At 36.5% G+C, this 25,359-nt stretch carries 25 protein-coding genes; 6 read left to right on the top strand and 19 right to left on the bottom strand.

Going from position 1 to position 25,359, the window contains the following annotated elements:
* Position 1 precedes the first annotated feature (1 nt).
* Complete coding sequence (locus AC3RVF_RS01160; protein WP_489690477.1) at positions 2-658, bottom strand: metal-dependent transcriptional regulator; 657 nt, start codon at positions 656-658, stop codon at positions 2-4.
* Positions 659-828: 170 nt separating this feature from the next.
* A complete protein-coding gene (locus AC3RVF_RS01155) occupies positions 829-1,560 on the bottom strand; it encodes a TerB family tellurite resistance protein (protein WP_489690478.1) in 732 nt (243 codons plus the stop codon).
* Between the two features lie 202 nt (positions 1,561-1,762).
* On the opposite strand from AC3RVF_RS01155, the gene AC3RVF_RS01150 reads away from it, so the two are divergent.
* The 6 genes from AC3RVF_RS01150 to AC3RVF_RS01125 all read left to right on the top strand — a co-directional run bounded on the left by AC3RVF_RS01150 (position 1,763) and on the right by AC3RVF_RS01125 (position 5,874).
* Complete coding sequence (locus tag AC3RVF_RS01150; protein ID WP_489690479.1) at positions 1,763-2,173, top strand: BrxA/BrxB family bacilliredoxin; 411 nt, start codon at positions 1,763-1,765, stop codon at positions 2,171-2,173.
* 19 nt (positions 2,174-2,192) lie between these two features.
* On the top strand, positions 2,193-2,432 hold the full coding sequence (locus AC3RVF_RS01145) for a hypothetical protein (protein WP_489690480.1): 240 nt from the start codon (positions 2,193-2,195) through the stop codon (positions 2,430-2,432).
* Positions 2,433-2,511: 79 nt separating this feature from the next.
* Positions 2,512-3,255: a lysophospholipid acyltransferase family protein gene (locus AC3RVF_RS01140; RefSeq protein WP_489690481.1), complete on the top strand. Its 744-nt coding sequence runs from the start codon at positions 2,512-2,514 to the stop codon at positions 3,253-3,255.
* A complete protein-coding gene (locus AC3RVF_RS01135; protein WP_489690482.1) occupies positions 3,255-3,935 on the top strand; it encodes an HD domain-containing protein in 681 nt (226 codons plus the stop codon). Before AC3RVF_RS01140 ends, AC3RVF_RS01135 begins: the two co-directional genes overlap by 1 nt.
* A 224-nt stretch (positions 3,936-4,159) precedes the next feature.
* Positions 4,160-4,627 (top strand): toll/interleukin-1 receptor domain-containing protein, encoded by a 468-nt coding sequence (locus AC3RVF_RS01130; RefSeq protein ID WP_489690483.1) that lies wholly within the window; start codon positions 4,160-4,162, stop codon positions 4,625-4,627.
* A 68-nt stretch (positions 4,628-4,695) separates the two neighbouring features.
* Entirely contained in the window at positions 4,696-5,874 is a 1,179-nt protein-coding gene (locus AC3RVF_RS01125; protein ID WP_489690484.1) for an RDD family protein, read from the top strand.
* Positions 5,875-5,951: 77 nt separating this feature from the next.
* Here the strand turns inward: AC3RVF_RS01125 and AC3RVF_RS01120 are convergent, their stop codons facing one another.
* From AC3RVF_RS01120 to AC3RVF_RS01040, 17 genes are all read right to left on the bottom strand, one after another.
* On the bottom strand, positions 5,952-8,237 hold the full coding sequence (locus AC3RVF_RS01120) for an alpha/beta hydrolase family protein (protein ID WP_489692564.1): 2,286 nt from the start codon (positions 8,235-8,237) through the stop codon (positions 5,952-5,954).
* 23 nt (positions 8,238-8,260) lie between these two features.
* A complete protein-coding gene (locus AC3RVF_RS01115) occupies positions 8,261-8,401 on the bottom strand; it encodes a hypothetical protein (protein ID WP_489692563.1) in 141 nt (46 codons plus the stop codon).
* Positions 8,402-8,612: 211 nt separating this feature from the next.
* The gene (locus AC3RVF_RS01110) at positions 8,613-10,376 is read right to left on the bottom strand and encodes a helix-turn-helix domain-containing protein (protein ID WP_489692562.1); all 1,764 of its coding nucleotides are present in this window, start codon (positions 10,374-10,376) and stop codon (positions 8,613-8,615) included.
* Between the two features lie 9 nt (positions 10,377-10,385).
* Positions 10,386-11,456: a PA0069 family radical SAM protein gene (locus tag AC3RVF_RS01105; protein WP_489692561.1), complete on the bottom strand. Its 1,071-nt coding sequence runs from the start codon at positions 11,454-11,456 to the stop codon at positions 10,386-10,388.
* 80 nt (positions 11,457-11,536) lie between these two features.
* Positions 11,537-13,360, bottom strand: a complete 1,824-nt coding sequence (locus AC3RVF_RS01100) for a Xaa-Pro dipeptidyl-peptidase (RefSeq protein ID WP_489692560.1) — start codon at positions 13,358-13,360, stop codon at positions 11,537-11,539.
* A gap of 236 nt (positions 13,361-13,596) precedes the next feature.
* The gene (locus tag AC3RVF_RS01095) at positions 13,597-15,174 is read right to left on the bottom strand and encodes a hypothetical protein (protein WP_489690488.1); all 1,578 of its coding nucleotides are present in this window, start codon (positions 15,172-15,174) and stop codon (positions 13,597-13,599) included.
* Positions 15,175-15,241: 67 nt separating this feature from the next.
* The gene (locus AC3RVF_RS01090; RefSeq protein WP_489690489.1) at positions 15,242-16,024 is read right to left on the bottom strand and encodes an enoyl-CoA hydratase/isomerase family protein; all 783 of its coding nucleotides are present in this window, start codon (positions 16,022-16,024) and stop codon (positions 15,242-15,244) included.
* Positions 16,025-16,183: 159 nt separating this feature from the next.
* Complete coding sequence (locus tag AC3RVF_RS01085) at positions 16,184-17,641, bottom strand: sensor histidine kinase (RefSeq protein WP_489692559.1); 1,458 nt, start codon at positions 17,639-17,641, stop codon at positions 16,184-16,186.
* A gap of 69 nt (positions 17,642-17,710) precedes the next feature.
* Positions 17,711-18,259 carry a CopD family protein gene (locus AC3RVF_RS01080; protein ID WP_489690491.1) on the bottom strand — a complete coding sequence of 183 codons (549 nt, stop codon included), beginning with the start codon at positions 18,257-18,259 and terminating at the stop codon, positions 17,711-17,713.
* Positions 18,260-18,276: 17 nt separating this feature from the next.
* Positions 18,277-18,570, bottom strand: a complete 294-nt coding sequence (locus tag AC3RVF_RS01075; RefSeq protein ID WP_489692558.1) for a type II toxin-antitoxin system RelE/ParE family toxin — start codon at positions 18,568-18,570, stop codon at positions 18,277-18,279.
* The gene (locus tag AC3RVF_RS01070; RefSeq protein WP_489690493.1) at positions 18,557-18,841 is read right to left on the bottom strand and encodes a hypothetical protein; all 285 of its coding nucleotides are present in this window, start codon (positions 18,839-18,841) and stop codon (positions 18,557-18,559) included. Before AC3RVF_RS01070 ends, AC3RVF_RS01075 begins: the two co-directional genes overlap by 14 nt.
* Positions 18,842-18,870: 29 nt before the next feature.
* Positions 18,871-19,953, bottom strand: a complete 1,083-nt coding sequence (locus tag AC3RVF_RS01065; RefSeq protein WP_489692557.1) for a T9SS type A sorting domain-containing protein — start codon at positions 19,951-19,953, stop codon at positions 18,871-18,873.
* A 141-nt stretch (positions 19,954-20,094) separates the two neighbouring features.
* Positions 20,095-21,009, bottom strand: a complete 915-nt coding sequence (locus AC3RVF_RS01060) for a DUF6252 domain-containing protein (RefSeq protein ID WP_489692556.1) — start codon at positions 21,007-21,009, stop codon at positions 20,095-20,097.
* A 111-nt stretch (positions 21,010-21,120) separates the two neighbouring features.
* Positions 21,121-22,458 carry an MATE family efflux transporter gene (locus tag AC3RVF_RS01055; RefSeq protein ID WP_489690496.1) on the bottom strand — a complete coding sequence of 446 codons (1,338 nt, stop codon included), beginning with the start codon at positions 22,456-22,458 and terminating at the stop codon, positions 21,121-21,123.
* A gap of 76 nt (positions 22,459-22,534) precedes the next feature.
* Complete coding sequence (gene hemH / locus AC3RVF_RS01050) at positions 22,535-23,572, bottom strand: ferrochelatase (RefSeq protein WP_489690497.1); 1,038 nt, start codon at positions 23,570-23,572, stop codon at positions 22,535-22,537.
* A 263-nt stretch (positions 23,573-23,835) separates the two neighbouring features.
* On the bottom strand, positions 23,836-24,468 hold the full coding sequence (locus AC3RVF_RS01045; protein ID WP_489690498.1) for a nitroreductase family protein: 633 nt from the start codon (positions 24,466-24,468) through the stop codon (positions 23,836-23,838).
* Positions 24,469-24,479: 11 nt separating this feature from the next.
* Complete coding sequence (locus AC3RVF_RS01040; RefSeq protein ID WP_489690499.1) at positions 24,480-25,286, bottom strand: type 1 glutamine amidotransferase domain-containing protein; 807 nt, start codon at positions 25,284-25,286, stop codon at positions 24,480-24,482.
* Between the last annotated feature and the right edge of the window lie 73 nt (positions 25,287-25,359).

The following is a 25,359-nucleotide window of genomic DNA, read 5'->3' as shown; positions in this document are numbered from 1 at the left end:
TTTAAAGCGTTTGAACATATAAATTATCTGCCACGGTTTTCGATATGAAAGACTGATCCTTTCCAACTAAAATCACCATAGAACCGTCGAAAAATTCCTTGCCAAGAACTGTAATTTTGGTGCCGATGCTAATTTTCTTTTTATCGAGATATTGCAAAAATTCTGCGCTAGATTCTTTTACACCCACACACACGCCTTTTTGATTTTTTTCTATTTCGGAAAGTAATTTCTTTTCGGTGCGCTTTAATACGCCGTGCTTATCAGGAATTGGATCGCCATGTGGATCAAAATCTGGACTGCCCAAAAATTTGTCGAGACGGGTTATAAGCTCGTCAGATTTAATATGCTCTAATTGTTCGGCTATTTCGTGAACTTCATCCCAGTGAAAATTTAGTTTTTCAACTAAAAACACTTCCCATAAACGGTGTTTTCTTATAACATTAGCCGCAATTTTTCTACCCTTCTCGGTTAATTTCGCGCCTTTGTAGCGTTTATAAACAAGCAGTTTTTTCTCGGCCAGTTTTTGTACCATATCTGTAACCGAAGATGGTTTTGTCTCCATGCTTACAGCAATTGCATTCGTACTAATATCACCGGCACTTTCATGTTCTAAATGAAATATTGCTTTTAAGTAATTTTCTTCAGCTAATGTAAACATAAGTACAAAGGTAAAAATATTTTTACACATACCTATATTTTATTTTTAGGCAAGTCTAAATATTTGTGTTTAGCTGAAAGATATTTGCAAAAAAAAACCTAACAAGTCATTGAGACCCGTTAGGTTTTGTTTGAATTTACCGAATACTCGGAAGCTGAGAGATACTGAAGCTAGAACCCGCGCTCTTTCTGAAGTTGCTCGTAAGCTTCCTGCACTTTATTGAACTTTTCTTCGCCTCCTTTTTGATGCGCTTCGTCCATATGCTGTAGTTTATCTGGATGGTATTTTTTGACCATTGTTCGGTACGCTGTTTTTATTTCAGAAGTCGTTGCTGTTCTGTCAATCTCCAAAATTTTGTAGGCGCTGTCCGGATTTTTGAAAAACATCGCTTTTATACTTTCAAAATCGCGGGCATAAACTCCTAAAAATCCAGCGATGCGGTTTATTTCATTTACTTCGGCGGTCGAAACGCTGCCATCGGCATTTGCAATACTGAATAAAAAGTGAAGAATTTGCAAACGGCTTTCGTAACGCGTTCTCTGGCTCAAAATGGTGCAAATGGTTTGCGCAGAAATTTCACGATTCTTAATTACTTCATTAAAAACTTTGAAAGTTGCATTCGCGCGCTCCCGTCCATAGGCTTGCACAAAATACTGACGTACGTAATCTAGTTCGGTCTGGCTTACTTGCCCGTCTGCCTTAATCACTAAAGAAGCTAGCGATAGTAGGTTCAATTCAAAATCTGCAGGCGTAACTTGCTGTTGCGAAGACCCGAATGAAGTTTGGAAGGTTTTACCTTTTACGCTAATGTTGTCTAGTAAACTGCCTATAATAAAACCAGCGACAGCACCTGGAAATCGATATATAAAATAACCAAGAACGGCTAATAACCAACGAATCATAAATTTGTAATTTTTCTTTTTAAGCGGCGACAAAGGTAACCATTTAAAGTGCTAATTTTCAAATGAGGAATTCTAAAAAGGAAAATGTTTTGTCGTTTTTTGGCATTTACCCCGTGTTATTTGGGAAATATTTGAAATTTTATCCTTCTCAAAATTAGTATCTTTGCAGTCAAATTTTATTACACTTTAAATATATAATATTATGTATCCACCAGAACTAGTAAAACCAATGCGCGAAGACCTTACGAATGTAGGTTTTTCCGAACTACATACAGCAGCTGACGTTGCAACAGCATTAAAAAATGAAGGAACAACTTTAGTGGTTGTAAATTCTGTTTGCGGTTGTGCAGCTGCAAATGCGCGTCCGGGAGCAGCAATGTCTCTAGACAATAATAAAAAACCAGATCATTTAGTAACCGTTTTTGCAGGAGTTGATCGCGAAGCTGTTGATGCTGCAAGAGCGAGTATGGTTCCTTTTCCTCCAAGTTCACCGTCTATGGCGTTGTTCAAAAATGGCGAATTGGTGCATATGTTAGAGCGCCATCATATTGAAGGCCGCCCAGCACAAATGATAGCCGAAAACTTGAAAGGAGCCTATAACGAATATTGTTAAGCTGTTAAGCTAATTTGTTATGAAGTTGAGTAAACCGCTGGTTGTAATTGTAGGTATCTTGGCATTAGGAGCTTTAGGTTATAATTTTTACGAAAATCCGAAAGTTTCTTATTTGTTCGGAAAAGAAATCAGTGATTGGTTGTATAGAGCGTTTTGGATGTTAATTGTTGCATTATGCGTTTACAATTACATTCAAATAGATAACAATACCTTAAAGAACAAATCGAAATCGAAGTCAAAAACTAAATTGAAAAATTAAAGTTTTCAAAACTAGAGATTGAAATAAGCAAATGGAAAAACCGTCTTTTTTAAGGCGGTTTTCTTACTTTTGAACAATAATGAAGGCACTCTCAAAAATTATAAGCTATCCTTTTTCAGTATTGTTTTACCTACTTTTTGGTTTAACAATCTTGGTTTTTCATCCTATTCAGTGGATTAGTTTTAACTGGTTTGGTTACAATGCTCACAAAAAGACAGTTGATTGTTTTAACTGGACGCTGTTGCGGTGTTTAAACGTTTTAGGAACCACTTTTCACGTAGATATAAACGCCAATATTCCAGAGAATGTGCCTATTGTATTTGTTTCAAATCACCAAAGCATGTGGGATATTTCACCTTTAAGCTGGTACCTGCGGAAATTTCATCCCAAATTTATTTCGAAAGTAGAATTAGGCAAGGGCATTCCTTCTGTTTCCTTCAATCTACGTCACGGCGGTTCCATTTTAATAGATCGCAAAAACCCGCGACAAGCAATAGTTGAATTGGTTAAATTTTCAAAATATCTTCAAACTTTTAAAAGGAGTGGGGTTATTTTTCCTGAAGGAACCCGAAGTAAAACTGGCGTTCCAAAACCTTTTCGCAAAAGTGGGTTGCAAACACTTTTCAAAAAGATCCCGGACGGATATGTGGTGCCCGTTACCATAAATAATTCGTGGAGGCTGCAGCGCCATGGCATGTTTCCCATACAAATGGGCGTGCGGTTAGAAATGATTGCGCATCCCGCCATAAAAATTGCAGATTACGATTTGGAAATATTAATTGATAAAGTGGAAGAAACAGTTACATCAAAAGTTCATAAATAATGGTGTCATTTACTGCTGAAGAAATAATTCAGAATACAATTGCTTTCGTTAAAAATGAATTGCAAAACGCCGAAGGAGGCCACGATTGGTTTCATATTGAACGGGTTTATAAAAATGCATTGCTCATTTCCGAAAGCGAAAAAGTAGATAAAACAGTTGTTGCCTTAGGCGCGTTGCTTCACGATATAGCCGATTCAAAATTTCACGCTGGCGACGAAACTGTTGGCCCAAAGAAAGCCCGTGAATTTCTGAAAACACAAAATCTTTCTAGCCACGAAGCGGAGGCCGAAGAAATTATTGAACACGTTATAAAAATTATTGAAAATATTTCTTTTAAAGGAGGGAATAAAGAGCAGGAATTTCATTCTATAGAATTAGACGTAGTGCAGGATGCAGACAGATTAGATGCGTTGGGCGCTGTTGGTATTGCTCGTACTTTCAACTATGGCGGCTTTAAAAATCGGAAGCTTTACGATCCAGATATTAAGCCGAATTTGAAGATGACTCCTGCCGAATATAAAGCTTCAAATAATCCAACTCTTAATCATTTCTACGAAAAACTACTTCTTTTAAAAGACCGTATGAATACTGAAACTGGAAAGCGAATTGCCGCAGATAGGCATACGTTTATGGAAGAATTTCTGGAACAGTTTTATGCAGAATGGGAAGGTAAAAATTGATAGATATTTTCTTTTTTCTTATCATTTTCAAAATATTTTTATCGTTTTAGCGGCTATACTTCACTTATTCCAAACGATTTAAAAAAACATTAAGTAATTCTATTTGTAATAATTTACTTAAATTTAGTCTTTCAATATTATTTATTAAACAAATCAGTCTCCTCACTTGACAAATTAAAAACTCCACTCTTTGGAGGATAATTAAATTGTATAAAGTTTGGATTATGGCAGATACTTCACCAGAAAAGGTTCGCATTTTCACTTCGTATGCACACGAAGATGAGGAGCTAAAAAATGAAATGGACAAATACCTAAAGGTATTAAAACGCTCCGGAAAAATTGAAGATTGGAACGACAGAGCACTTATTCCTGGGCAGGAATGGAATGCAGGTATTATGGATGAACTGCGGAAAGCCAATGTAATTCTACTCTTAATTAGTGTTGATTTTAATGCTTCAGATTTTATTTGGGACAAAGAGTTAGCAGAAGCCATGCGTCGTCACGAAGAGGGTAGCGCATATGTGGTGCCTATCATTCTTAGAAACTGTAAGTGGACTTCTTTGCCTTACGCAAAACTGCAAGCGCTGCCTCGAAACGCCCGCCCAATTTTAGATTATCCAGATCGCGATGTCGCTTTTACCGAAGTAGCAGAAGGAATAGAAAGGCTTGTAGACCACATTATTGCAAATTAATTCATTGTTCAAGTTTACTTTTTAATTCATATTAAATATCTAACTACTAACCATTAATGTAATTGAAAATGGCAACCAATAAATCTGAAACAACCATGGAAATAGATGCAATAAATATCTATTTTTTAGCCGCGCCCGAAGATGAAAAACAGGTTATGGCAATTAAAAAATATCTTACGCCTGTTATAAGAAGTTCAAAAAGACCTATTGAAATTGAAAACGATTTTGAAATTCCACCCGGCCAAGATGTAGAAGAGTACAAACAGAAATTATACGAAGCAGAAATCGTTATAGCCTTTATAAGCTCAGATTTTATTAATGACGATAAAATATATTCCCGTACGCAAAAGGTAATAGAAAGATACAATAGAAACGAAACTATTATGCTTCCTATTCTGGTGCGCAACTGTATGTGGAAATCTACGCCCTTTGTAAATCTCGCCCTATTACCTAAAAATTACCAGCCTTTAAATAACAAACAATTTTGGAATAGTGAGGACGACGCACTTACTGCAGTGGTGACAGATATTTATGAGTCTATTGAGAATTTTACCTATGAAAGTCAGTTAGAATTAGAACAAGCTGATCAAAATGCAACTGAGGTAGGGGACGATGTGCATATAAATAAGGCGTCCAATGAAAATGAAAACGTTGAGCCAGTAAATAGAGGGGAAAACCCGATTGTTGAAGAAACTAGAGCGAAAGGAGAATTCACAAATGCTAAACAGAAATCCTCTAAAGCAAAACCTAAGAATATTAACAATGTAGCCATGGACGTAGAATGGCGGCAGAAATATTACAAAAACGTACTGTGGAAACGAGCCCTAGCGTATTTTCTAGACAATATAATTACCGCTATTCCCGCTGTGTTATTAGCCTTTGTATTATGGGCAATTGTTTCGGTATCGCTTTATCCTGATAACCCTGAAGACGTGTCAGACACTGAAGCAATATTTATGCTTATATTCAGTCTATTTTTCTACTTTATTATTTGCGCTTTTTTCGAATCGTCGAAATATCGAGGCACATTTGGCAAGCAAATTTTAAAGCTCGAAATTACAGATAGAAGCGGACACCGAGTTTCTTTTTTTAAAGCCTTTTGGAGAAATATCTTCCGTTTGTTGACAGCCTATTCGTATATTTTGGTTATCCCGTTAATTATTCAAATTTTTACTTTTATGAAAACTCGAAAGTTGTTTCACGATCAGATTTCATTTACTGTGGTTGGTGAAAAAATAAAGAGCTGAAATATCTGTATACTATAAATAGCAATGCCGATGCTTTATGCATCGGCATTACTTAATTTAAAGAGGATTTGAATGTCTTACTTTTTAACTGAACCTACTTTTTCTACTTTAAGATGTTCAGCAAAGAAGCCCATCATCGCGTTATATAGAGCTAATTGGTTTTCTTCTTTTGCAAAACCGTGACCTTCGTCGTATTTAACCATATATGGTACTTCTACGCCTTTTACCCGGAGTGTTTCAACTATTTGATCTGCCTCGTTAATGTTAACTCGGGGATCGTTTGCACCTTGCACTACAAATAATGGTTTCGTTATTTTATCAACATGTAATGCTGGTGAGATCTCGTCCATAATAATCTTTTGTTCAGGGATATTTGGGTTGTACCAAATTTTGTAAAGCAATTCACGATACTTTTCCCAATATGGAGGAATTGTACCCATAAATGTATGCAAGTTGCTTACGCCAACATAATCTACTCCACAAGCATATTTTTCTGGCGTTTTGGTCATTCCGCGTAAAACGGCATAACCTCCGTGACTACCTCCGTATATTGCAACATTGTCTTTATCTGCCCAGCCTTGCGCTATTGCATAATCTACTCCGTCTTCAACGTCGTCCATTGCTTTACGGCCAATTTCACCAAAACCTGCTTTTAAAAATGCTTTTCCGTAACCACCCGAAACTCTAAAGTTTACGTGTAAAGTAGCATAACCGCGACTTGCAAATAACTGCGCCTCCGGATTGAATCCCCAAGTGTCTCTTATACCCTGCGGTCCGCCGTGTGGATTTACGATTAGTGGCACTCGCTGTCCTTCTTTATAATTGGCTGGCAACGTAATGTAACCGTATATAGTTAACCCATCGCGACTTTTAAATTTGATAGGCTTCATTGTAGCCATATCTTCAGCTTTTAAATGTGGCAATAACTTGTAAAGTAAGGTTACTGTGTTTTTTTCAACATTATATAAATAATATTCGCCCACAATTTTATCGCTCGTTACAGCAACCATATATTGCGACTCATCGTCCGTTTTACCCAAAGTGAAGAATTGCTTATCTCCAAATTCCTTTTGCAAGCGCGCATAGATTTTTTTGTAAGTATCGCTAACTGGAACAATTTCAGTTTTCTCTCCCGTATAGCTGAAATAATCTATTTCGTAATTTCTTTTTCTGGAAAGTGATACGCCCGAAACATCAAAAGTATCATTGCTAAAAATCGTTTTAATTTTTTTATTCGTTTTTAAATCATACAATTGAATTTCAATTTTATCATCGTCTAAATTCGAAATAACATAGGCATCATCTGGGTTTTCGGTATTTGGATTGAAAGAAGTAATTCCAAAAGTATCTCCAAACTCAGTAAGCTTTACACGCTTAAATTCTCCATCAATTTTATATAACAATTCCATATTTATACCGTCAACAATTCGGTTAATGGCACGAAGATTTCCTTTTCGGTCAAAATCGTATGAGCTTACTGGCGGGTCGCCAGCTTTTACAGTATATAATTTTGTGGCTTCACCTGTATTTATGTTGAGTAGGTACGGTTCTTCTTGTTGCAGATTATCTTTGTTCATCTGTACAATTACGTGGTCGTCGTCTTCTTTTAAAGACTCAATAATATTTACTTTAACGCCTTCGTATGGAGTTAACTCTTTTTTATTTTGGCCTGTAACATCTACGCCAAATACGTGATGATTTTCGTTACCTCCCTTGTCTTGTAAATACAAAACTCTACTGTTGTTTGCCCAAAAATAGCCGCGGATTACATCTTCTTTTTGCTCAATAAGTAGCGTTTCTTTTTGGGTTGCGGTTTCCTTTAAATACAAATCGCGTTCGCCAGTTTCTCTTCTTTTCATATAGCTTATAAACATGCCATCTGGGGAAAGTTGGAAGGAATAAGCTTCTGGTGTTTTAAAGTAATCGGCAACGTTGTATTTATAATCGCCTTTAGCTTTTGCGACTAATTTTGCCAATTGTTCATCGGTTGATGGTAAGGCTGTATTTCCGGGTTTTGTTTTTATGGTTTTCTTCAATGTAAGTGGGTATTTCTGTCCCATTTGTTCGTAGGTTCCTTCTATAAGTTCCCCAGAAACTGAACCTGTGTAGGTCAATCCCATTTTGGCCGAAGAAATGGTAACATTTTTGTCCTGCAAAACTACAGAATCGAGTTCTATTCCACTTGCTCCTTGAGCAGGAACATCGAGCGTTGCGCTATAACCATCGGCAGTTGGTGTAATATTAAAAATAAGTTCCATTTGCATGCCCTGTACTTCCAGAGTTCCGCTGTACGAGCCGTTTAATTCCTGAGCGTTTATTGATCCCGTCAGAAATAGCATCGTTAATGCGATCGAAAATTTCATTAATGTTGTCATATTTGATTGGTTTAAAAGATTAATTTTAAGATTAGATAAATTGAAACTCCTGCTACAACGCCAATTGCAAATTTAATATACTGAATTCGTGTTGGTTTAAAAGTTTGCTTTTTTTTGTTTTTTTCTTCAGAAGTAAATTCTTGTGTGTCCATTAAATAATGATTTAGCGGTTAATTTCTGAAACAAAAGTGCAATGAAAAACAACCTTATAAAAGAGAAGCATCCCTAGATTTAAGAATATCGGGAAGTATATAAACGTTGGTATCCGTTGAAAACAGTGCGGTTGCAAACTATTTTTACAATTCTGAAGTAAAATGAATATGCCAGCCCTAAATTTATAAATTTAGGGTGCTAATCAATATTTTAGGCAATATTCTTGATTTCCTTAATGTAGAAAGAAGGATTTAAACCTGTATCTTTTTTGAAGTATTTGGTAAAAGAATCAGCAGATTTATAACCCACTTCTTCGGCGATGGATTGGATGGAATACGACCTAAAAACAACATCGTTTTTAAGACGAATAATAGTGTAGTTTATTCGAAGATCGTTAATGTAAGTGTTGAAGTTTTTGCCGTAATGCGAGTTAATTACCTTTGAAAGATAACTAGTGTTTGTATTTATCTTTTTTGCAACATTGTATGAGTTACAATCCTGTTTTAGAAAATACTCTTGATTTTCAAGTTTTTTGAGCCCTTCTAAAATTTGCTGTTTTATATTCTCGGGAACATCAGCATTATTTTTTTCTTCTAAAATTTCGTCTTTTGTATCGATTATGCTTAAATCATTTTCAGAAGAGTTTTTCATTTTTGCAAGTAATGCTTCAAATTTAAGCTCGTTAGCCTTTTTGTTTTTGTAAAAGCGAAGCAGTGCGAATAATAGAATTAAAATAATCACCGAGGCACCCAAAAGTAGGTAATTGAGGTAAATTTGTTTTTGGTCCTTTTCTGCTTCAAGTGATTTTAATTCATTTCTATATTTTTCAATTTCCTGTGCTTTTGTTAGTGACTTAATATCACTTTTTATTTTATTGAATTCTGAAGTGGAATTAATATATTTTTCAAAATAATAATTGGCCTTTTCTAAATTGCCGGTTTCCTTGTAGCTGTCTGCTAATAGCTTATAGTAATCATCCATATAGCCTTCTTCCATAGGCTTTACGTCATAATTGTCCAGCGATATTTGCATAAGCGCTATTGCTTCCTTAAAATTGCCTTCGCCGTGCGCTACCTTTCCCAAATCATAGTTCATCCGTAAATCCATCAAAGGTGAATTGAGGTCACAAAGTTTTGAAGCGGCTTTAAAATTTTTCTTTGCTTCACTATATTTTTTTTCGAAAAAATCAATCTCAGCTCGCGATTCGTATAATATTCGTTGATTACAGCTATCTCCTGGAACAACTAATTTTGAAATTAGATTTGTGTAATATTTGGCCGAGTCTGCTTTTTTAATTTTAAGAAACGACCCAGAAAGCTCAGAGTAGATATTAACCAGAACAGTCCTTTTTGTATCGCTAGTAAAAACTGAGTCAATTGGTTTATTTATATAAATTGAAATGGTTTTTTTACGAATGTCTATAGCTTTTTGAGTGTCGCCAGACATTTGTAAGATATATGAAATGTACTGCAATACATTTTCCCTCCAAAATTCGTTTTCTATTCCTTCAGATTTTAAAAGCGCTGTTTCTAAAATTTCAAGTGCTTTAGAGACGTTTGCACGACTCATTTGCACTTGCGCTCCCAAAAGATAGGAACCAACAATCTCTCCTTTTAGTTTGTTTTCTTCAGCAAAACCCAAGGCTTTTTCAAACTGTATTTGTGCTTTATCTAACTCGTGGTGGCGTTCGTAAATAATTGAAAGAGCCTGAATTCCTTGCCATTCTTTTTTCGTATCGCCTTCTCTTTTTGCTTTTAAAATAAAGGCGTTGGATGCATCAACAGCCTTAGGAACATCATTCAATAGATATTTGTTAATAGAGTCACTAATAGATTCAAATGACTGTTGAGAAATATCGGTTGTTTCTTGTCCAAAAAAGAAAGAACAATTTAATACAAAGCAATAAACAAGTAGATTTTTAATAATAGTCATAAATTTATTAGTCGCAATTTCGGCCATTATGGACAGGGCCAAAGTTACTAATTAAAATAAACGCAGCTGCGGATTTTTAAGCTCAAGGAAATGCGAAGTATCTAAGGGCTCTCTTTTTCGATCTTTTAAATACTTTTTCTTGGCAATTGCCATCGTATTTTTTACCTGCTCGCTAATAGTACCTTCGCCTTTCATCCGGCGTCCCCAATTGCTATCGTTGAGGTTTCCACCATGGCATTCCGCAATTTGGTTTAAGATACGCTCCGCTTTATCGGGGATAGTTTTATGCGCCCAATCTTTAAAAATTTCTGCAATCTGTCCGTTTAATCTTACAATGGCGTAGCTTACATCTACCGCTCCAAGTTCTGCCACTTTTTTTACCAAAGGAAGAATTTCGTGGCTGTTCAACGAAGGAATAATTGGCGCCATCATCACCCGAACAGGAATGCCATTTTCTGAAAGAATTTCAACAGTTTTAAGACGTTGCTTAATGCTCGCTGTTCGCGGCTCCAGCAATCTGCGTGTGTCTTCGGAAAGGGAAGTAATAGAAATGTTGACTGAAATAATATTCAACTTCGCCATTTCTTTCAAAATATCCAGATCACGAAGTATCAGTGAATTTTTTGTAATGATGCCCGTTGGGTGCTTCCACTTAAGCATTACTTCCAAACATTTTCGGGTTATTTCCATTTTGCGTTCCAAAGGTTGGTAACAATCTGTATTTCCAGAAAAAATGATAGTTTCTCCTACCCAATTCTTCGACGTTATTTTTTCTTCTAAAAGTTGTGGCGCATTTCTTTTGAAGAGGATCTTTCGTTCAAAATCTAATCCTGCGCCATAACCCCAATATTCGTGGCTATTTCGGGCGTAGCAATACACACAGCCGTGCTCGCAACCTTGATACGGATTTGCAGAGTAGCCCATTCCAACATCTGGGCTATTTACTTTATTTACAAAGGTTTTCGGAAAAACTTCAATGTAGCTTGTTTTGTTTTTGTCTGCTTCTTCACCTTCAGCTTCACAGAAATTTAAATATTCATCCAAAACTTCGTGGCTGTTTTCGAAGAAACGGTTGTGTACATTTTTCTGTGCGCCACGGCCTTTTAAAACATTATCAGACATAAAAAAACTTTGAAGGTTTTGAATTCTCAAAGTTAATTATATAATGGAAATAATCCATTTTAATTTGGAAATAATCCTGATTATTCAATAGCTTTTTTAAACGCCTTTTCACCTCCAACAACTGGAATTTCAATTGTGGTTTCGTCAAGATCAACAGTTAGAATAGTTCCCGGTTTTGGCAATAATGTGAATTGATTATCGCTCGAAAAAATCATTAAACCTATTTGTTGCCCAGCTGGTATTACTTGATCGTCGGGAATTAAGTCGAAAGACATTTCGTAAAATTTCCTAGGTTTTAAAGGAGCACTCTCGGTTATGGATTTATAATTCTGAGGGTCTGCCCAACCGCGAGTGATAATATTATCTGTTATTTTTGCGTTTGGATCTTTGTTCCAAGGCAAGGAAACCATCCAAACAGAGAGGTTAGCGGCTGGTTTGCTACTCGCCAATTTTATATTCAGTTTTGAAAGACCTGAAAGATGTAAATCTTCTTTTAAAACGGGCGTTACAAATAATAATCTGTGAATAGAATTTGGAAGTTGCGCGAGTGAATCTCCAGAAAAATGATAGTCATCTCTCAACATAGCTTGTAGTTGAACTGTACTCTTCTTTTTGATAGCCAAAACCCCTTCATTTGGGGCTGTAGAATTTAGATGAAGCGTAACTTTTTCAGCCTCCGGATTTGGGTAATTGGTGTATGCGGTTGGATTGTCATTATCGTCATCTTCGCGTACAATCCAAGCTTTTGGCCCATTTTCAATCCCGTTGTCAATTCCGAAAAGATATTTTGTAAACCATTTGTTCATCATCGATAACGGTGGTGGTCCGCCGTGACCTCTTTGATGGTAATAGATTTTTACCGGAAGGCCCATTTCTTCGGCTGCTTTGTAAATTCTATAACTGTGTTCCGGCATTACGTTCCAATCGTTAAAACCGTGCGCCATAAATAATGCGGCTTTCATTGGTTTCATATCGTTTAAATAATCACGTCCTGCCCAAAACTCGTTGTAATCGCCTGTTACGCGATCAATGCCATTTATTATTTCGTCATCGCGGTATTTCGCATTGTTGTGTGCTCGTTTAGATTCGTCGCCGCTGTGGATAAAATCGTATAGCACATCAACATCTTCGCCTAAATATCCGCCCGGCGAACGCACCAATCCATTGGAACGATAATAGTGATAATATGAAGTATTTGGTGCAATCGGAATAATTGCTTCAAGCCCTTCAACACCTGTGGTTGCGGCCGCCAACGGAATTGTACCGTTATACGAAGTACCCGTCATTCCTACTTTTCCAGTAGCCCAATATGCTTTAACTTCTTCGTTTCCGTCGGGTGTAGTGTAGCCTTTTGCACGGCCGTTTAGCCAATCGATTACTGCCTTTGGCGCTAAAGATTCGTTATCGCCACCTACAGTTGGAGAGCCCTGCGATAGTCCCGTTCCCGGTGAAGAAGAATGAACAACTATAAAACCACGCGGCACCCAAGTATGAATCTGAGAGTTAGAAATTATGGGCCGTTCTCCGCGTCTAGTTACAGACGGATGAACTATCTCCTTACTTTGTTCGCCTAATTCGTGATGCACATCGTAAAATGCTCCTTCTGTTTCTGGTGCAACCCCCGCAAAATATGGACTAGACTCATAAATAACGGGAAGTTTTAAACCGTCAGTTTCGGTTTGTTTCGGTCTGGTAACGTCAACGTGCATTCGGTCTGGCTTGTTGTCACCATCAGTGTCAAAAGTGGTTTCAACCCATAAATCTGTACGAATCCAGTCTGAAGCATTTTCAAAAGCTGGAACAATTTGTGCTTCGCCATCTTTAAACCAAGGCTCGGCTTTTTCTTGGGCTATTGAAGAAATAGTCAATAAAAAAGCGGCAAATAATAGAAAGTATTGTTTCATAATTTTTAAAATAGAATTTCTGAATAGAAATCTCTAAAGTTAAGAATCTTACTGAAAGCTAAAGAGCTTTAAATGAAACAATTTAGAATTAAAAAGCTAATTTCACCATCATTAGTTTGTTATTGCTTTCGGCATTTCAAGAAATAAAAGAGCCCTTCGAATTCTCGAAAGGCTCTTTTGCTTTAATATTTATACTCGGACTGTATTTGTAAAAAACAGTATTCAAAGAATTTATTTTACTGAATATTTAATTTCAGAAATTGCTTTTTAGATTTTTTTCTTCCTATAAAAACCATTTCGCTACCATCTAAGGCAGTATGAATACCCTGTTTCACGAAATAAGAAACATCAGAATCATCCGAATCTACAATATTCTTAAAGGTGTAATTTCCGTCTTTATCAATTTTTATAGCGTACAGATTGGCTTTTTTCATATTGCCTTGTTTAAACTCGATACGGTCGTTGCTAATCTTTCTTATTTTATCTGAACAATTGATAAAAAGATAGGTGTCGTCACCGATTACAGAAGAGGTGAACGACAAATATTCAATTACTGCACCCGAGGTTGATTGCCGTTTATTGATGTTTCGTGCCCACAACAACTCGCCATCGCGGCTCATTTTTACGGAAACAATATCATTAAAATGGTAAACTGTAGTAGTACTCATTCCTCCATTAGGACTTGAATGCGTATGTACGGTGATGTAAAACTCCTCTGCGTTCAGCACGATATCTTCTTTATCGTTAATAAATGCACTTCTAAAGCTTAGGTCTTTAAGTTCCTTGTCTTTTACTTTCCCGTATTTATCTTTAATAAAATCTTCAGAAAATGGCATATAACTTTGCTTCGTAATTGCAAGGGTTTCAGGATCTAAATTAAAACGACAAACTCCTTTGTAGCGATGATCATTTTTTTCGGAATAAAAACCCGCACAGCTAATGCTATTTTTGCCACGCACGGTGAATAGGGAGCCGATAAAGTTTTCATCGGGTGAAAAACTCACGCTTTTTTCATCTGTAGCTGTAATTTTGTGAAGTTCGTAGTTATAGTTTGCCTTGCCTTTCTTTTTTGATCTGGTAGAATTATTTTCAAACACTTTTCCCAGTAAATAAATATTTCCCGTTTCATCGTCAACGTCTATATTTTCGTACTGAAAAAGCCTGTCTTTTATATCTCTTTTAAATTCCCGATCAAAAACCGGATTAAAATCTTTGTCGTAAACATACAGCCGCTGTGTTTGGGCTTCTTTATCTTTTATGTCGAAATTCACACAAAAGAAATTCTTTTTCGCTGAAAAAGTAACTTCGCCAAAAGGATTGGAATCCATTTGGTCGAAACCATTACTGATAAAAAAAACGCTGAGACCAATACCAAAATATTTTTTCACTTCGTCTTCACTCAAATAAAAAAGCGTTCTTTTTTGAAAATCGAAACTGCTCAGCGAACTTTCAAGAATATTGAAATTAAAAGTGTCTGCCTTTTTATCGTGCAAGGTTTCTAAAATAAATACAGTCCCATTATTTATCATGAGACCTTTTATTTCGTTATTGTCAATTTCAAGCTCCGTTTCCTTTACTTGATTTAAATTAGCGTCATAATGGTCAATATAGTACCCTTTTGGCATTTGAAGCATGCCACCTCTGTATTGACGAATTGTAATGAAGCCTCCCTGCCCATCGCTTTCGGAGTAAAGGAGCGTGGTGTTTTTCTTATCGTCCTTAAAAATATCGCTTGTAATTGCCTTTATTGAAATATCTTGGGCGTAGGTAAGAGATGAACCTATAAAAATTAAAAGAAGTAGTATTTTTTTCATTGATGGTTAGATTTGGTTAAAAGATTGCCAAAGTACAAAACCAAATCAGATTACCAACTAAAAAGTTCTATCGCCCAGGGAAATCAGCCTTCCTTTTATGAAGAAACGCCTGAGTTCCTTCTTTAAAATCCTCAGTACCAAAGCAATTGCCAAATTCTTCAATCTCAATATTAAATCCGTTTTCGCCATCTTCATAATTTGCATTGATGGCTTTTATTGCTGAAGCGATAGCAACGGAAGAGTTTTTCATGATTTTTCCTGCTAATTTTTCTGCAAATTCAAGAAGTTCCTCTTGCTTTGTAACGTGGTTTACTAAACCATACTGAAGTGCTTGATTTGCATCTATCATTCCGGCGGTCATAATCATTTCCATGGCGCGGCCTTTGCCTACCAATTGGGGTAAACGTTGAGTGCCTCCGTAACCAGGAATAACGCCTAGCGAAACTTCGGGAAGTCCCATTTTTGCGTTATCGGAAGCAATACGGAAGTGAGCCGCCATTGCCAATTCCAATCCGCCACCAAGCGCAAAACCATTTACAGCTGCAATAACGGGTGTAGAAAGATGAGCTACAAAATCGAAAAGTAATTCTTGTCCTTTTGCCGCTAGTTTCGCACCTTCTTCTTCCGAAAAATCTGCAAATTCGCTAATATCTGCGCCAGCAACAAAAGCTTTTTCGCCGCTCCCGGTAATGATAATCACTTTTGTTTTCGAAGAATCGTCTGCTTCTTCAAATGCATCGCGCAATTCCTTGATTGTATCGCGGTTTAGTGCGTTTAGTTTTGAGGGACGGTTAATGGTAATTGTAGTAATTGCACCGTTTGTTTCAGAAAGTATATTTTCGTATTTCATTTTGTATTTTTTTTGATATTTTATGTGCTCTTTTTACCACGAATACTCGAATAATATGTCAAGTCGAGCGCAGTCGAGACCTAATATATTATATGAAGTTCAAAGAAATTGATGCTTCGCCGTTTCGTGAGTGGTAACTTCACAAAGCTACTAAAAACCTTAAAGTATTGTAGGAAATGAAACTTTAAAAGTGGTTTTTTCTTCTGATGAATCAAGTGTTATTGAGCCGCCGTAAGTTTCAACAATATTTTTTACCATTCCAAGACCAAGTCCCATTCCACTATTTTTTGTTGTGAATTGCGGTTCAAAAATACTCGTCCTATTTTCTTCGGGAACCCCAATACCATTATCGGTAACTGAAATATGTATCATCGTATTTTCAATTTTTACGATTACATCAATTCTTGGTTCTGTAGGGTTTTTCTGTTCAATAGATTGAATACTATTTTTCACCAAATTGGTTACCACACGAATTAACTGCGTTCTGTCAAAACGAGCGCGAATCGTGTCTTCTTCCGAAAAGAAATAAATATAATCTTCATTAAAAATATCTAGCGCCAGCTTGCTTATTTTAACCACATTTAGCGTTTCATCCTGCTGTGCCGGCATTTTTGCATAGGTAGAAAATGCTGATGCAATAGAGCTTAAAGTATCTATTTGCTGAAGCAGCGTACTTGTATATTCCGCCATTTTATTATCGATATCGGCATCGGCACAATCAAATTTTCGTTGAAAACTTTGTACCGTAAGTCGCATTGGCGTCAATGGATTTTTAATTTCGTGCGCCACTTGTTTTGCCATTTCGCGCCATGCTGTTTCGCGCTCGCTGACTGCAAGTTGGGCGGCACTTTTTTCGAGCTCGTCTATCATCTGATTATAACTATTTATCAAAACAGCTATTTCTTGGGGTGTATCGCTAATGTAGATTTTCTTATTGCGAGTGTCAAAACGGGTTTCAGAAAGTTTATCGCTTATTTCCTTTAACGAACGAGTAATGTATTTTGAAAGAAAATAGGACATTATGGTTGCAACTAGCAACATAAAAAAGTAAGCTATACCAAGCCTATACATGTATTCGGTAAGTTCTTTGGTAATAAAACCGTCATCTTCAATATACGGCAAATTGAGTATTGCCAACGGTTTAAAATAGCTATCCGTAATGTAAGTGTAAGACGATTGGTATTCTTGCCCATCTTCCTCAAACTCTTTTATATAGCTTTTTGTAGGCGAATTTTGAAGTTCGCTAAGCGCGTTCTCGTTTATCTTTGGCGAAGCGGGTTCCTTAAAAAACGAAGGTTTTGATGATTTTAAAAGATTACCGTTAAGATCGTAAAGAAAAATTTCGAGACCGTGAATATCTTTTATTTCGTAGATTTTATCCTTAAAAATTAGCGGTATTTGCGCTGTTTCAACTGGATATGTCGTTGTTTTTAATATGTAATTTATGTTTTCGCGAATAGCGGCTTCTTTCCGTAACAAGCGATCGCGGTGATAATCTTGCGCTTCTTCTTTATATTGATAAACGGTAACAATAGCAATAAGCACCGATGCTCCTAAAACTAAAAGGAACAGGGATAAAAATATACGAGTGCGAAGTGATTTTTTGTAAAAGTACATTTACATGATTTTGAAGAAAGAAAGATAGCAATAATTAAACCGCTTTAATTCTGAATTCTGAATTCAGAATTATGAATTTTTTTTCTCTCGAATTCTTTTATAGATTTTATAACCCATCATCAGTAAGATGGCAAAAACGATAATTCCGACTGTTCCATAAATCCAGTTTGTTCCATCTTTTAGAATCACTAAAAAAACCACGGCAAATAGAATGATAGTGGGCACTTCGTTAAAAAGACGCATATAGTTTGATGTATGTTTCACCACACCGTTTTGAAGTTCTTTAAAAATTTGGTGACACTTAAATTGGTAGATTACTAACACCACAACGAAAACCAGTTTTACTTGCATCCAAGCATCGGCAAGAAAAAAAGTGCGCATGCCAAGCAGCCAAATTCCAAAAATAAGCGCCAAAATCATACTTGGCCATGTAATGATATTCCATAAACGAGAAGCCATTATTTTAAGTTGGGCGCCCAAAATTTCTTTGTCGGGAGAAGGTTTTTGGGAGGCTTCAATTTGATAGACGAAAAGGCGGACAATATAAAAAAGCCCGGCAAACCATGTGATTACAAATATTAAATGAAGAGATTTTATATAGGGATAGTATGCTTCCATAAATGGTAAAGGTAAACTTATTTTGGTTTCTGGTTTGGGTTTCGGTTAGTGTGGAAAATAGAGGAAATAATTATTAATTCTTCAATGCAAGAATAAATTATCAGATGCGGAAAACGTTTCATTACTATTTCATAAAAACCATTTTTATTCTTTTTAAACAAATATGGGTTTTGCTTAATTCGTTCTATTTCGTTTTGCAATTCTAAGGAGAAAAGCCTTCCAAAACCTTTTCTACGGACTTCGTAAAATTTCTTGGCTTCCAAAATTTCTCTTCTTGCTCGAAGAAGCAGTACTATTTTATAACTCTTCAAACAATTCCTTTTTAAATTCTTCCCAAGAAACCGCTGTTGCATTTCCTTTTAAGAAATCTTCCAATTCAGCTTTCAGCAAATCATAATGCTCTTGGGGGACATTAGAAGTATATTCTGTTTTGTATCCAGTGTCAGCCTCATTTACTTTTGAATTATCGTATTGCGAAGGTGGTGGCCCCACTAAAAGCAGCAATGCTTCCAACAATAAATCGTTGTTTTGGCAATTTTCAATTTCTGAAATCAGCGCTTTTTTTAGGTCTTCGGTTTTCATGGTATTTTCCTTTTCGATTTACAAAAGAACTATTTTTTAATGAATTTTTTGGTGATGTTTCCTTCGGAAGAAGTAATAGTTATAAAATACATTCCCGCTTTTAATGCCGAAATGTCTATTTCGTTTGAAACCATATTTTTAGTTGAATTTATTATTCTTCCGTTAATATCTGAAATAGAAAAAGATTCGAAATCATTAATAGCAGATTGAAGAATCAATTTATTTTGGGCTGGATTTGGATAAATCTTCAAATTGGCCAAACTATTTTCATTGACCGATAATAATTGATTGGAGAAATAGGAAATAAAACCTGCATAGGTTTCATACTCAAAGTATTCTACCCCATCGTTGCCCGTATATAAAGTACAACCCATAGGTGGATTTCTATACATCAGATCAAACAATGCATATTCCACTGGTCCCGGTGGGCAATTGCTTTCATCTTGTTGGTAGTTTTGAGATTGTAATTTAAACTCATAATCTTCCCCATTTCCCAGAATAAGATCCCCGCTTATTAATGCACAACTTTCAATGCCCGTATAGGTAAAATCTGGATTTATGGTAAACTGTGGCGGATTTGGACCAGTATAATAAACCCGATCGCCTAAATCTGCTTCCGTCATATACAGATACCAAGTTTTAAATAACCTTGCATCCGGTACTGGGGCTGGTTCTGTACTAAAATATGCCCAATTAAAATCTGCATCCCTTAGTGATAGGTATTTATAACCGTTTCTCTCGTTATAATTATATGTGAAGGTTTTGGGTTCATGGGTTGGAGTGGTTAAAATTTCATAGAAATAAAGGTCTTCATAATAACAATTAGGTTCTACGCATTCGTGTAGGGTAACCCCACTAGAATGTAGTGTCAATGAATTACCGTTAAAATTTGCTTCAGCATTCAACATATTAAATATTCCACTAGCTTCCACATAATAATCGCCGGAAGTATCATAAATGGTTAGATTCGGGGATTCTCCATTTGGGGTAAAATAAAGATCGTCGGTTTCAATAAATTTTAAATTGAAAGTTTCATTCAACATGCCAGCAGGCTGGGCAAATGAAGTCAGGACTGAAAAACCAATAGTGAAGAGAAGTAGAACTTTTTTCATAACTGAAAGATTAGTAATTAAATATACTGAAATTTCACCTTTATTCGACAAGTGATTTCCGTATCTGTTTTTTCAGATTTCGTGCAAATAAAAAAGCAATGGGAAGTCCCATTGCTTTTTAAAAAATAGACAGTTGTTTTTTTATTGAATTTCTGCAGAAAAACTTCCAGCGGTTATTTCATAAGTAACGTCTGGGTCATTTGGATCCAAACGTTTTGCAGTAAAACTGAATGTACCTTCAACGGTTCCTGCATTAAGATCGATGGCAGTGATAGTTAAAGTACCTGTTTCAGCAGCATAACTATTTGTTGCTCCTCCCAAACTTGGATTGTACATACCCACAAAGTCTGAAGCAGCGCTATAGGTACCAACAGTTAATTGGTCTGAAAAACTTAATGAAAGATTTTGATGTGTGGTATTGTTGTTAGCAGATATAGCGATAGTTGTATCTCCTCCAAAGGAGATTTCCAAGGCAGTAACACTATCAGCGTTCAAATCATTTCCGTCAACTTTTGCTACAAGCGTACTGTTGCCGCCAGCAATTGTAGTTGCAAGTGTAATATTATTGAATGCCCCATCAGTGATTTCAACAGTTTCAGTAATAATAACACCGTTACCATCTATTGAATCGCGAAGAGCTCTAAAACTAAATGTGCCACTAACGGTTTCATTGTCTAAATCGATATTGGTTATATTGATTGTTCCACTACCTCCTTCGGCAACCGAACCATATGCGTTTTCGCCAGCTATCATATATACAGCACCACTTTGGGCATTTCCATCTGGGCCCAAATCAAAAGTTCCTTCAACTGCATTAGACACGGAGATTACAATGGTTTCTCCAGTTGAAGGCTTTATTGCGGTAATATTAAATGTTCCATTATAAAGAGTGGCGCCCACTTGGGTTGAAGCTTTAAATTCGTTGCCATCAACTTTTGCAACCAATTCTCCGTTTGCTGCACCATTATTATCGCTAGAATCATCATCACTACTACAAGCAACGGCTAGTAAAGTTATGAAGGCAATAAGGCTAAATTTCATCAATTGTTTTTTCATGATTTATTTTTAAGGTTTTTACGAATCGCTAAATATAGTATTTTATATTAAACTAAGATTGTTGCTAAAAATGAAAAGGGAAAAGTCAATTTAAATGATAGACATAGAAAGTTATACCAGCGTCTTTCGAATTTCCTTATTCAAAAAATATCCCGTTACAATAGTTGAAAGAATATCGGCCGCCGGAAAAGAAATCCACACACCCAATTCACCAAAATAATACGGAAGAATAAAAATTAACGGAATAAAGAAAAATCCTTGTCGCGTTAAAGTGAGCAGCAACGCGGGAACAGCTTTCCCAATAGCCTGAAAATACGCCGAGCCAATTAACTGAATTGCAATAACCGGGGTTGCTGCAAATACCCAACGCATATAATGGGGTGTTTCAGAAAGGATGGCGGGATCATTAGTAAATATTGATACAATGGCTTCGGGGAAACTCATAATTACAATAAAAATAACAAGTCCCAAACCACCTGCGTATAGAATTGCTTTGTTGATGCTTTCGCGAACGCGAGTAAACTGGTGTGCGCCGTAATTGTAACCTGCAATCGGTAAAAATCCTTGGGTAACACCTAAAACAGGAAAGAGTGCAAACATCAACATTCGGGCGATAATTCCATAAGATGCTACGGAAGATTCTCCACCAATATCGAACAAAATATTATTCATTAAAAGATAAGTAACACTCACTACAGCTTGTCTGGCAAGGGTTACAAAACCGAGGGCAGACATTTCCTTTAAAATGGGTAAATCGAGTCCGAAATGTGGCAGTCGTATTTGCAGTTCAGACTTACCGCTTAAAAAGAAGTAAAGCACATACAGAAAACACAGACCGTAAGAAACAGTCGTAGCCCAAGCGGCGCCGGCCATTCCCATATCAAAATGATAAATAAGAATATAATCTAAAATAAGGTTCCCTACCGACGGAATAATCATGGCAATCATCGCGAACTTTGGTTTCCCTTCGGCGCGAATTACATTGTTGCCCATCATACAAAGTGCCAAAAGTGGCACTCCATAAAGTACAATACGGTAATAAATTTTTGCGGGTTCAAAGATGTCGCCCTTTCCACCAAAGGCAGGAATAAGTTCGTTTATAAATATTAAACCGAAAACTACCATTGCCGTAGAAAGCAACAGCGTTAAAGTAATTTGATTTCCGAAGGTTTTTAAAGCGCGATCTTTATTACCAGCACCCAATGCTCGCGAAATCATAGAAGAACCACCAATACCAATAGCCATTCCCAGCGCAGCAATAAAGAATGAAACCGGCAAAACCACATTGATTGCGGCAATAGCGATGGAACCAATCCAGTTGCCCACAAAAATGGTGTCCACCAAAATATTCAGCGACATCACTAAAATACCAATGGAAGCTGGTACAGCTTGTTTTATCAAAAGGCTACCGATGGGTTCGGTGCCGAGGGCCGCTGATTTATTATTCATTGTTTATTATTATTTTCTATTTCTTTCAAATTAAATTTTACCCTAATAAAAAATAACAATAGATAATTCTTAATAATTAAGCAATTGCAGTTTTTACATCCACGATGCGCCATTGATCTATCCAGCCAGTTACAACTTGTGCCCAGTCATCGCGGTCGTTTAAACACGGGATTACTGTAAAATCTTTACCGCCTGCTTCGTGAAAAATTTCTTGACCTTCCATCGCAATTTCTTCCAAAGTTTCTAAGCAATCGCTTACAAAAGCTGGGGTTACAATTGCCATTTTCTTAACGCCGGTTAATCCCATACGTTCAATAGTTCTATCTGTTGGCGGCTTTAACCATGGGTCAAAACCTAAACGCGATTGAAAGGAAGTGGAGTAGGTTCCAGCTTGTAAATTCAACTTTGCTGCAACTAATTCAGTGGTTTTTAAACATTGATGGCGATAGCAAAACTCGTGTGCCGGAGATTCCGTGATACAGCAGCTGCCGTCAATTTTACAATGACTTTTTGTAATGTCGCGCTTATAAATGTGTCTTTCTGGAACACCGTGATAACTAAACAAAAGATGTTCGTAGTCCAGGCCTTCTAGTTTTTCTCCAATACTTTTGGAAAGTACTTCAATGTATTCTGGTTTGTTGTAAAAAGCGGTAAGCGAAGTAATTTTAAGCTGAGGAAAAAATTCATTTTTAAGTTCTTCAACTCTCACATCAATAGTTTCGGTAGTTGCCATTGCGAACTGCGGATACAATGGAATAGTTAACACTTCATCTACGCCTTGATCCACCAATTCCTGCAACCCTTTTTTAAGAGTCATGCTGCCATAACGCATTGCCAAAGCAACGGGTACAGTTGTTTTTTCTTGAATTTTTTTCTGAAGTCTTTCTGAAAGTACAATTAATGGCGAGCCTTCGTCCCACCAGATTTTTTGGTAAGCTTCGGCAGATTTTTTAGGGCGCGTATTTAAGATAATTCCGCGAACGATAAAAGCACGAAGCATAAACGGCACGTCGATTACCCGAGGGTCCATCAAAAATTCATCTAAATATTTTTTAACATCTTTAGGATCGGTGCTGTCTGGCGAGCCGAGATTTACTAGGAGTACTCCTTTCATAAGGGCAAAATTTTAAAGAAACAAAATTACTCTTTTAAAGTTGAACCTTCAAAAGGTGAAGCGGTATTTAAAACTATAAGCGTATTGTTAAAATTTATATTTTGTAATCTATTATTTTCTAGAACAAACAAAACCCCCAACATTTTCTTTCTCAAGGAAAAGCGGGGGTTTCACGAAGGAACAATCTAATAAATCTATTAACTAAAAATGTATCTAATCAAAAATTCAATCGTACTCAACCTAAACTAATTATTAACTCAACTCTAATTTAATTCTGTAATAAAATCGGCTTTCGGAGTGCGCACTTTTTTCATATTTACCAACCAGTCTTCCGCTTCATCGCGATAGCCCAGAGTTAAAATTAAAGCACTTTTCAATCCTTGTTCTTTTAAGCCTAATAATTCATCTACTGCTTCGGGAGTAAATCCTTCCATCGGCGTTGCATCTACTTTTTGCTCGGCTGCTGCTGCAATTGCCATCGCGAAAGAAATGTAAGCCTGTTTTGCAGCGTGATTTGCATGCCAGTCATCACTTAATGGTTCATACAAGCCCCAAAGTTTTTCCTTGTAAGCATCCATTGTTTCTGGAGGTAAGCCGCGTTGTTCCAAAGTGTATTCGAAAACAGATTCTATTCTGTCTAAAGTATACCCGTCCCAAGCTGCAAACACCAATACGTGCGAAGCATCCAAAATCTGACTTTGATCCCAAGCCACAGGTTTAATTTTCTGCAGAAGGTCTTTGTTTGTGATTACAAATATTTTATAAGGCTGAAGCCCAGAGGAGGAAGGAGCTAATCGTGCAGCTTCCAATATATAATCTAATTTATCTTGCGGAATGGTTTTGCCATTCATCTTCTTTGCGGCGTAACGCCACTTTAAATCTTCTATTAAATTCATAAGTGAATTTTCTATTGTTGGTTATTTAATTTTTCTAATAATTTTTCGGCAACCAGTTCAGAAGAAGCTGGGTTTTGACCAGTAATTAATAGACCATCTTCTACGGCGTACACTGCCCAATCATCACCTTTAGAATAAATACCGCCATTTTCTTTCAGCATATCTTCTACTAAAAATGGAACAACATCTGTTAGTTGCACGGCTTCTTCTTCACTATTAGTGAAACCTGTAACTTTTTTGCCTTTTACTAATGGAGTGCCATCTGTATTTTTTGTGTTTTTAAACACTGCTGGAGCGTGACAAACTGCTGCAACTGGCTTGTTATTTTTATAGAAAGATTCAATAAGTGCAATGGAGTTTTTGTCTTCTGCTAAATCCCACAACGGACCGTGACCTCCTGGGTAGAAAACTGCGTCGAAATCTGCTTGATCAACCGTTTCTAACTTTACGGTATTGGCAAGAATTTTTTGAGTTTCTTTGTCATTATTATAACGTTCAGTTGCTGGTGTTTGTGCATCTTCTGTTTCACTATTTGGATCTATCGGTGGTTGCCCTCCTTTAGGCGAAGCAATAGTAATTTCAACACCTTTATCCTTTAATAAGTAATAAGGTGCAGCAAATTCTTCTATCCAAAATCCTGTTTTTTCACCCGTGTTTCCTAATTCTGAATGGCTTGTTAATACAAATAATACCTTTTTCATCTTTTCTTCTTTTAATGTTTTTGTTTCTTCATCTGTAGGTTTGTTTTCTTGTGAGTTTCCACAAGAAGCAACCAAAGCGGCGATTATCACCGTTAGAAATATCAATTTTTGTTTCATACTGAATAGTTTAGCGTGCAATTTTTCTAGTAGTGCAGCGTATAACATGCTGCTTTTGCAATGCCTTTTTTAA

It is taken from the genome of Aequorivita sp. IT1183 (assembly GCF_058068265.1).
The sequence above is the reverse complement of the archived record's forward strand: the minus strand, read 5'-3'. Positions and strand labels throughout refer to the sequence as shown.

What these genes read in the sequence shown, in the direction of transcription:
- AC3RVF_RS01140 (WP_489690481.1), top strand. Translation starts at nt 2,512, where the DNA reads ATGAAGGCACTCTCAAAAATTATAAGCTATCCTTTTTCAGTATTGTTT.
- AC3RVF_RS01135 (WP_489690482.1), top strand. Translation starts at nt 3,255, where the DNA reads ATGGTGTCATTTACTGCTGAAGAAATAATTCAGAATACAATTGCTTTC.
- AC3RVF_RS01095 (WP_489690488.1), bottom strand. Translation starts at nt 15,174, where the DNA reads ATGAAAAAAATACTACTTCTTTTAATTTTTATAGGTTCATCTCTTACC.
- AC3RVF_RS01040 (WP_489690499.1), bottom strand. Translation starts at nt 25,286, where the DNA reads ATGAAACAAAAATTGATATTTCTAACGGTGATAATCGCCGCTTTGGTT.
- AC3RVF_RS01150 (WP_489690479.1), top strand. Translation starts at nt 1,763, where the DNA reads ATGTATCCACCAGAACTAGTAAAACCAATGCGCGAAGACCTTACGAAT.
- AC3RVF_RS01160 (WP_489690477.1), bottom strand. Translation starts at nt 658, where the DNA reads ATGTTTACATTAGCTGAAGAAAATTACTTAAAAGCAATATTTCATTTA.
- AC3RVF_RS01070 (WP_489690493.1), bottom strand. Translation starts at nt 18,841, where the DNA reads ATGAAAACCGAAGACCTAAAAAAAGCGCTGATTTCAGAAATTGAAAAT.
- AC3RVF_RS01060 (WP_489692556.1), bottom strand. Translation starts at nt 21,009, where the DNA reads ATGAAAAAACAATTGATGAAATTTAGCCTTATTGCCTTCATAACTTTA.
- AC3RVF_RS01085 (WP_489692559.1), bottom strand. Translation starts at nt 17,641, where the DNA reads ATGTACTTTTACAAAAAATCACTTCGCACTCGTATATTTTTATCCCTG.
- AC3RVF_RS01115 (WP_489692563.1), bottom strand. Translation starts at nt 8,401, where the DNA reads ATGGACACACAAGAATTTACTTCTGAAGAAAAAAACAAAAAAAAGCAA.
- AC3RVF_RS01130 (WP_489690483.1), top strand. Translation starts at nt 4,160, where the DNA reads ATGGCAGATACTTCACCAGAAAAGGTTCGCATTTTCACTTCGTATGCA.
- AC3RVF_RS01145 (WP_489690480.1), top strand. Translation starts at nt 2,193, where the DNA reads ATGAAGTTGAGTAAACCGCTGGTTGTAATTGTAGGTATCTTGGCATTA.
- AC3RVF_RS01125 (WP_489690484.1), top strand. Translation starts at nt 4,696, where the DNA reads ATGGCAACCAATAAATCTGAAACAACCATGGAAATAGATGCAATAAAT.
- AC3RVF_RS01155 (WP_489690478.1), bottom strand. Translation starts at nt 1,560, where the DNA reads ATGATTCGTTGGTTATTAGCCGTTCTTGGTTATTTTATATATCGATTT.
- hemH (WP_489690497.1), bottom strand. Translation starts at nt 23,572, where the DNA reads ATGAAAGGAGTACTCCTAGTAAATCTCGGCTCGCCAGACAGCACCGAT.
- AC3RVF_RS01055 (WP_489690496.1), bottom strand. Translation starts at nt 22,458, where the DNA reads ATGAATAATAAATCAGCGGCCCTCGGCACCGAACCCATCGGTAGCCTT.
- AC3RVF_RS01105 (WP_489692561.1), bottom strand. Translation starts at nt 11,456, where the DNA reads ATGTCTGATAATGTTTTAAAAGGCCGTGGCGCACAGAAAAATGTACAC.
- AC3RVF_RS01080 (WP_489690491.1), bottom strand. Translation starts at nt 18,259, where the DNA reads ATGGAAGCATACTATCCCTATATAAAATCTCTTCATTTAATATTTGTA.
- AC3RVF_RS01090 (WP_489690489.1), bottom strand. Translation starts at nt 16,024, where the DNA reads ATGAAATACGAAAATATACTTTCTGAAACAAACGGTGCAATTACTACA.
- AC3RVF_RS01120 (WP_489692564.1), bottom strand. Translation starts at nt 8,237, where the DNA reads ATGAAATTTTCGATCGCATTAACGATGCTATTTCTGACGGGATCAATA.
- AC3RVF_RS01065 (WP_489692557.1), bottom strand. Translation starts at nt 19,953, where the DNA reads ATGAAAAAAGTTCTACTTCTCTTCACTATTGGTTTTTCAGTCCTGACT.
- AC3RVF_RS01045 (WP_489690498.1), bottom strand. Translation starts at nt 24,468, where the DNA reads ATGAATTTAATAGAAGATTTAAAGTGGCGTTACGCCGCAAAGAAGATG.
- AC3RVF_RS01100 (WP_489692560.1), bottom strand. Translation starts at nt 13,360, where the DNA reads ATGAAACAATACTTTCTATTATTTGCCGCTTTTTTATTGACTATTTCT.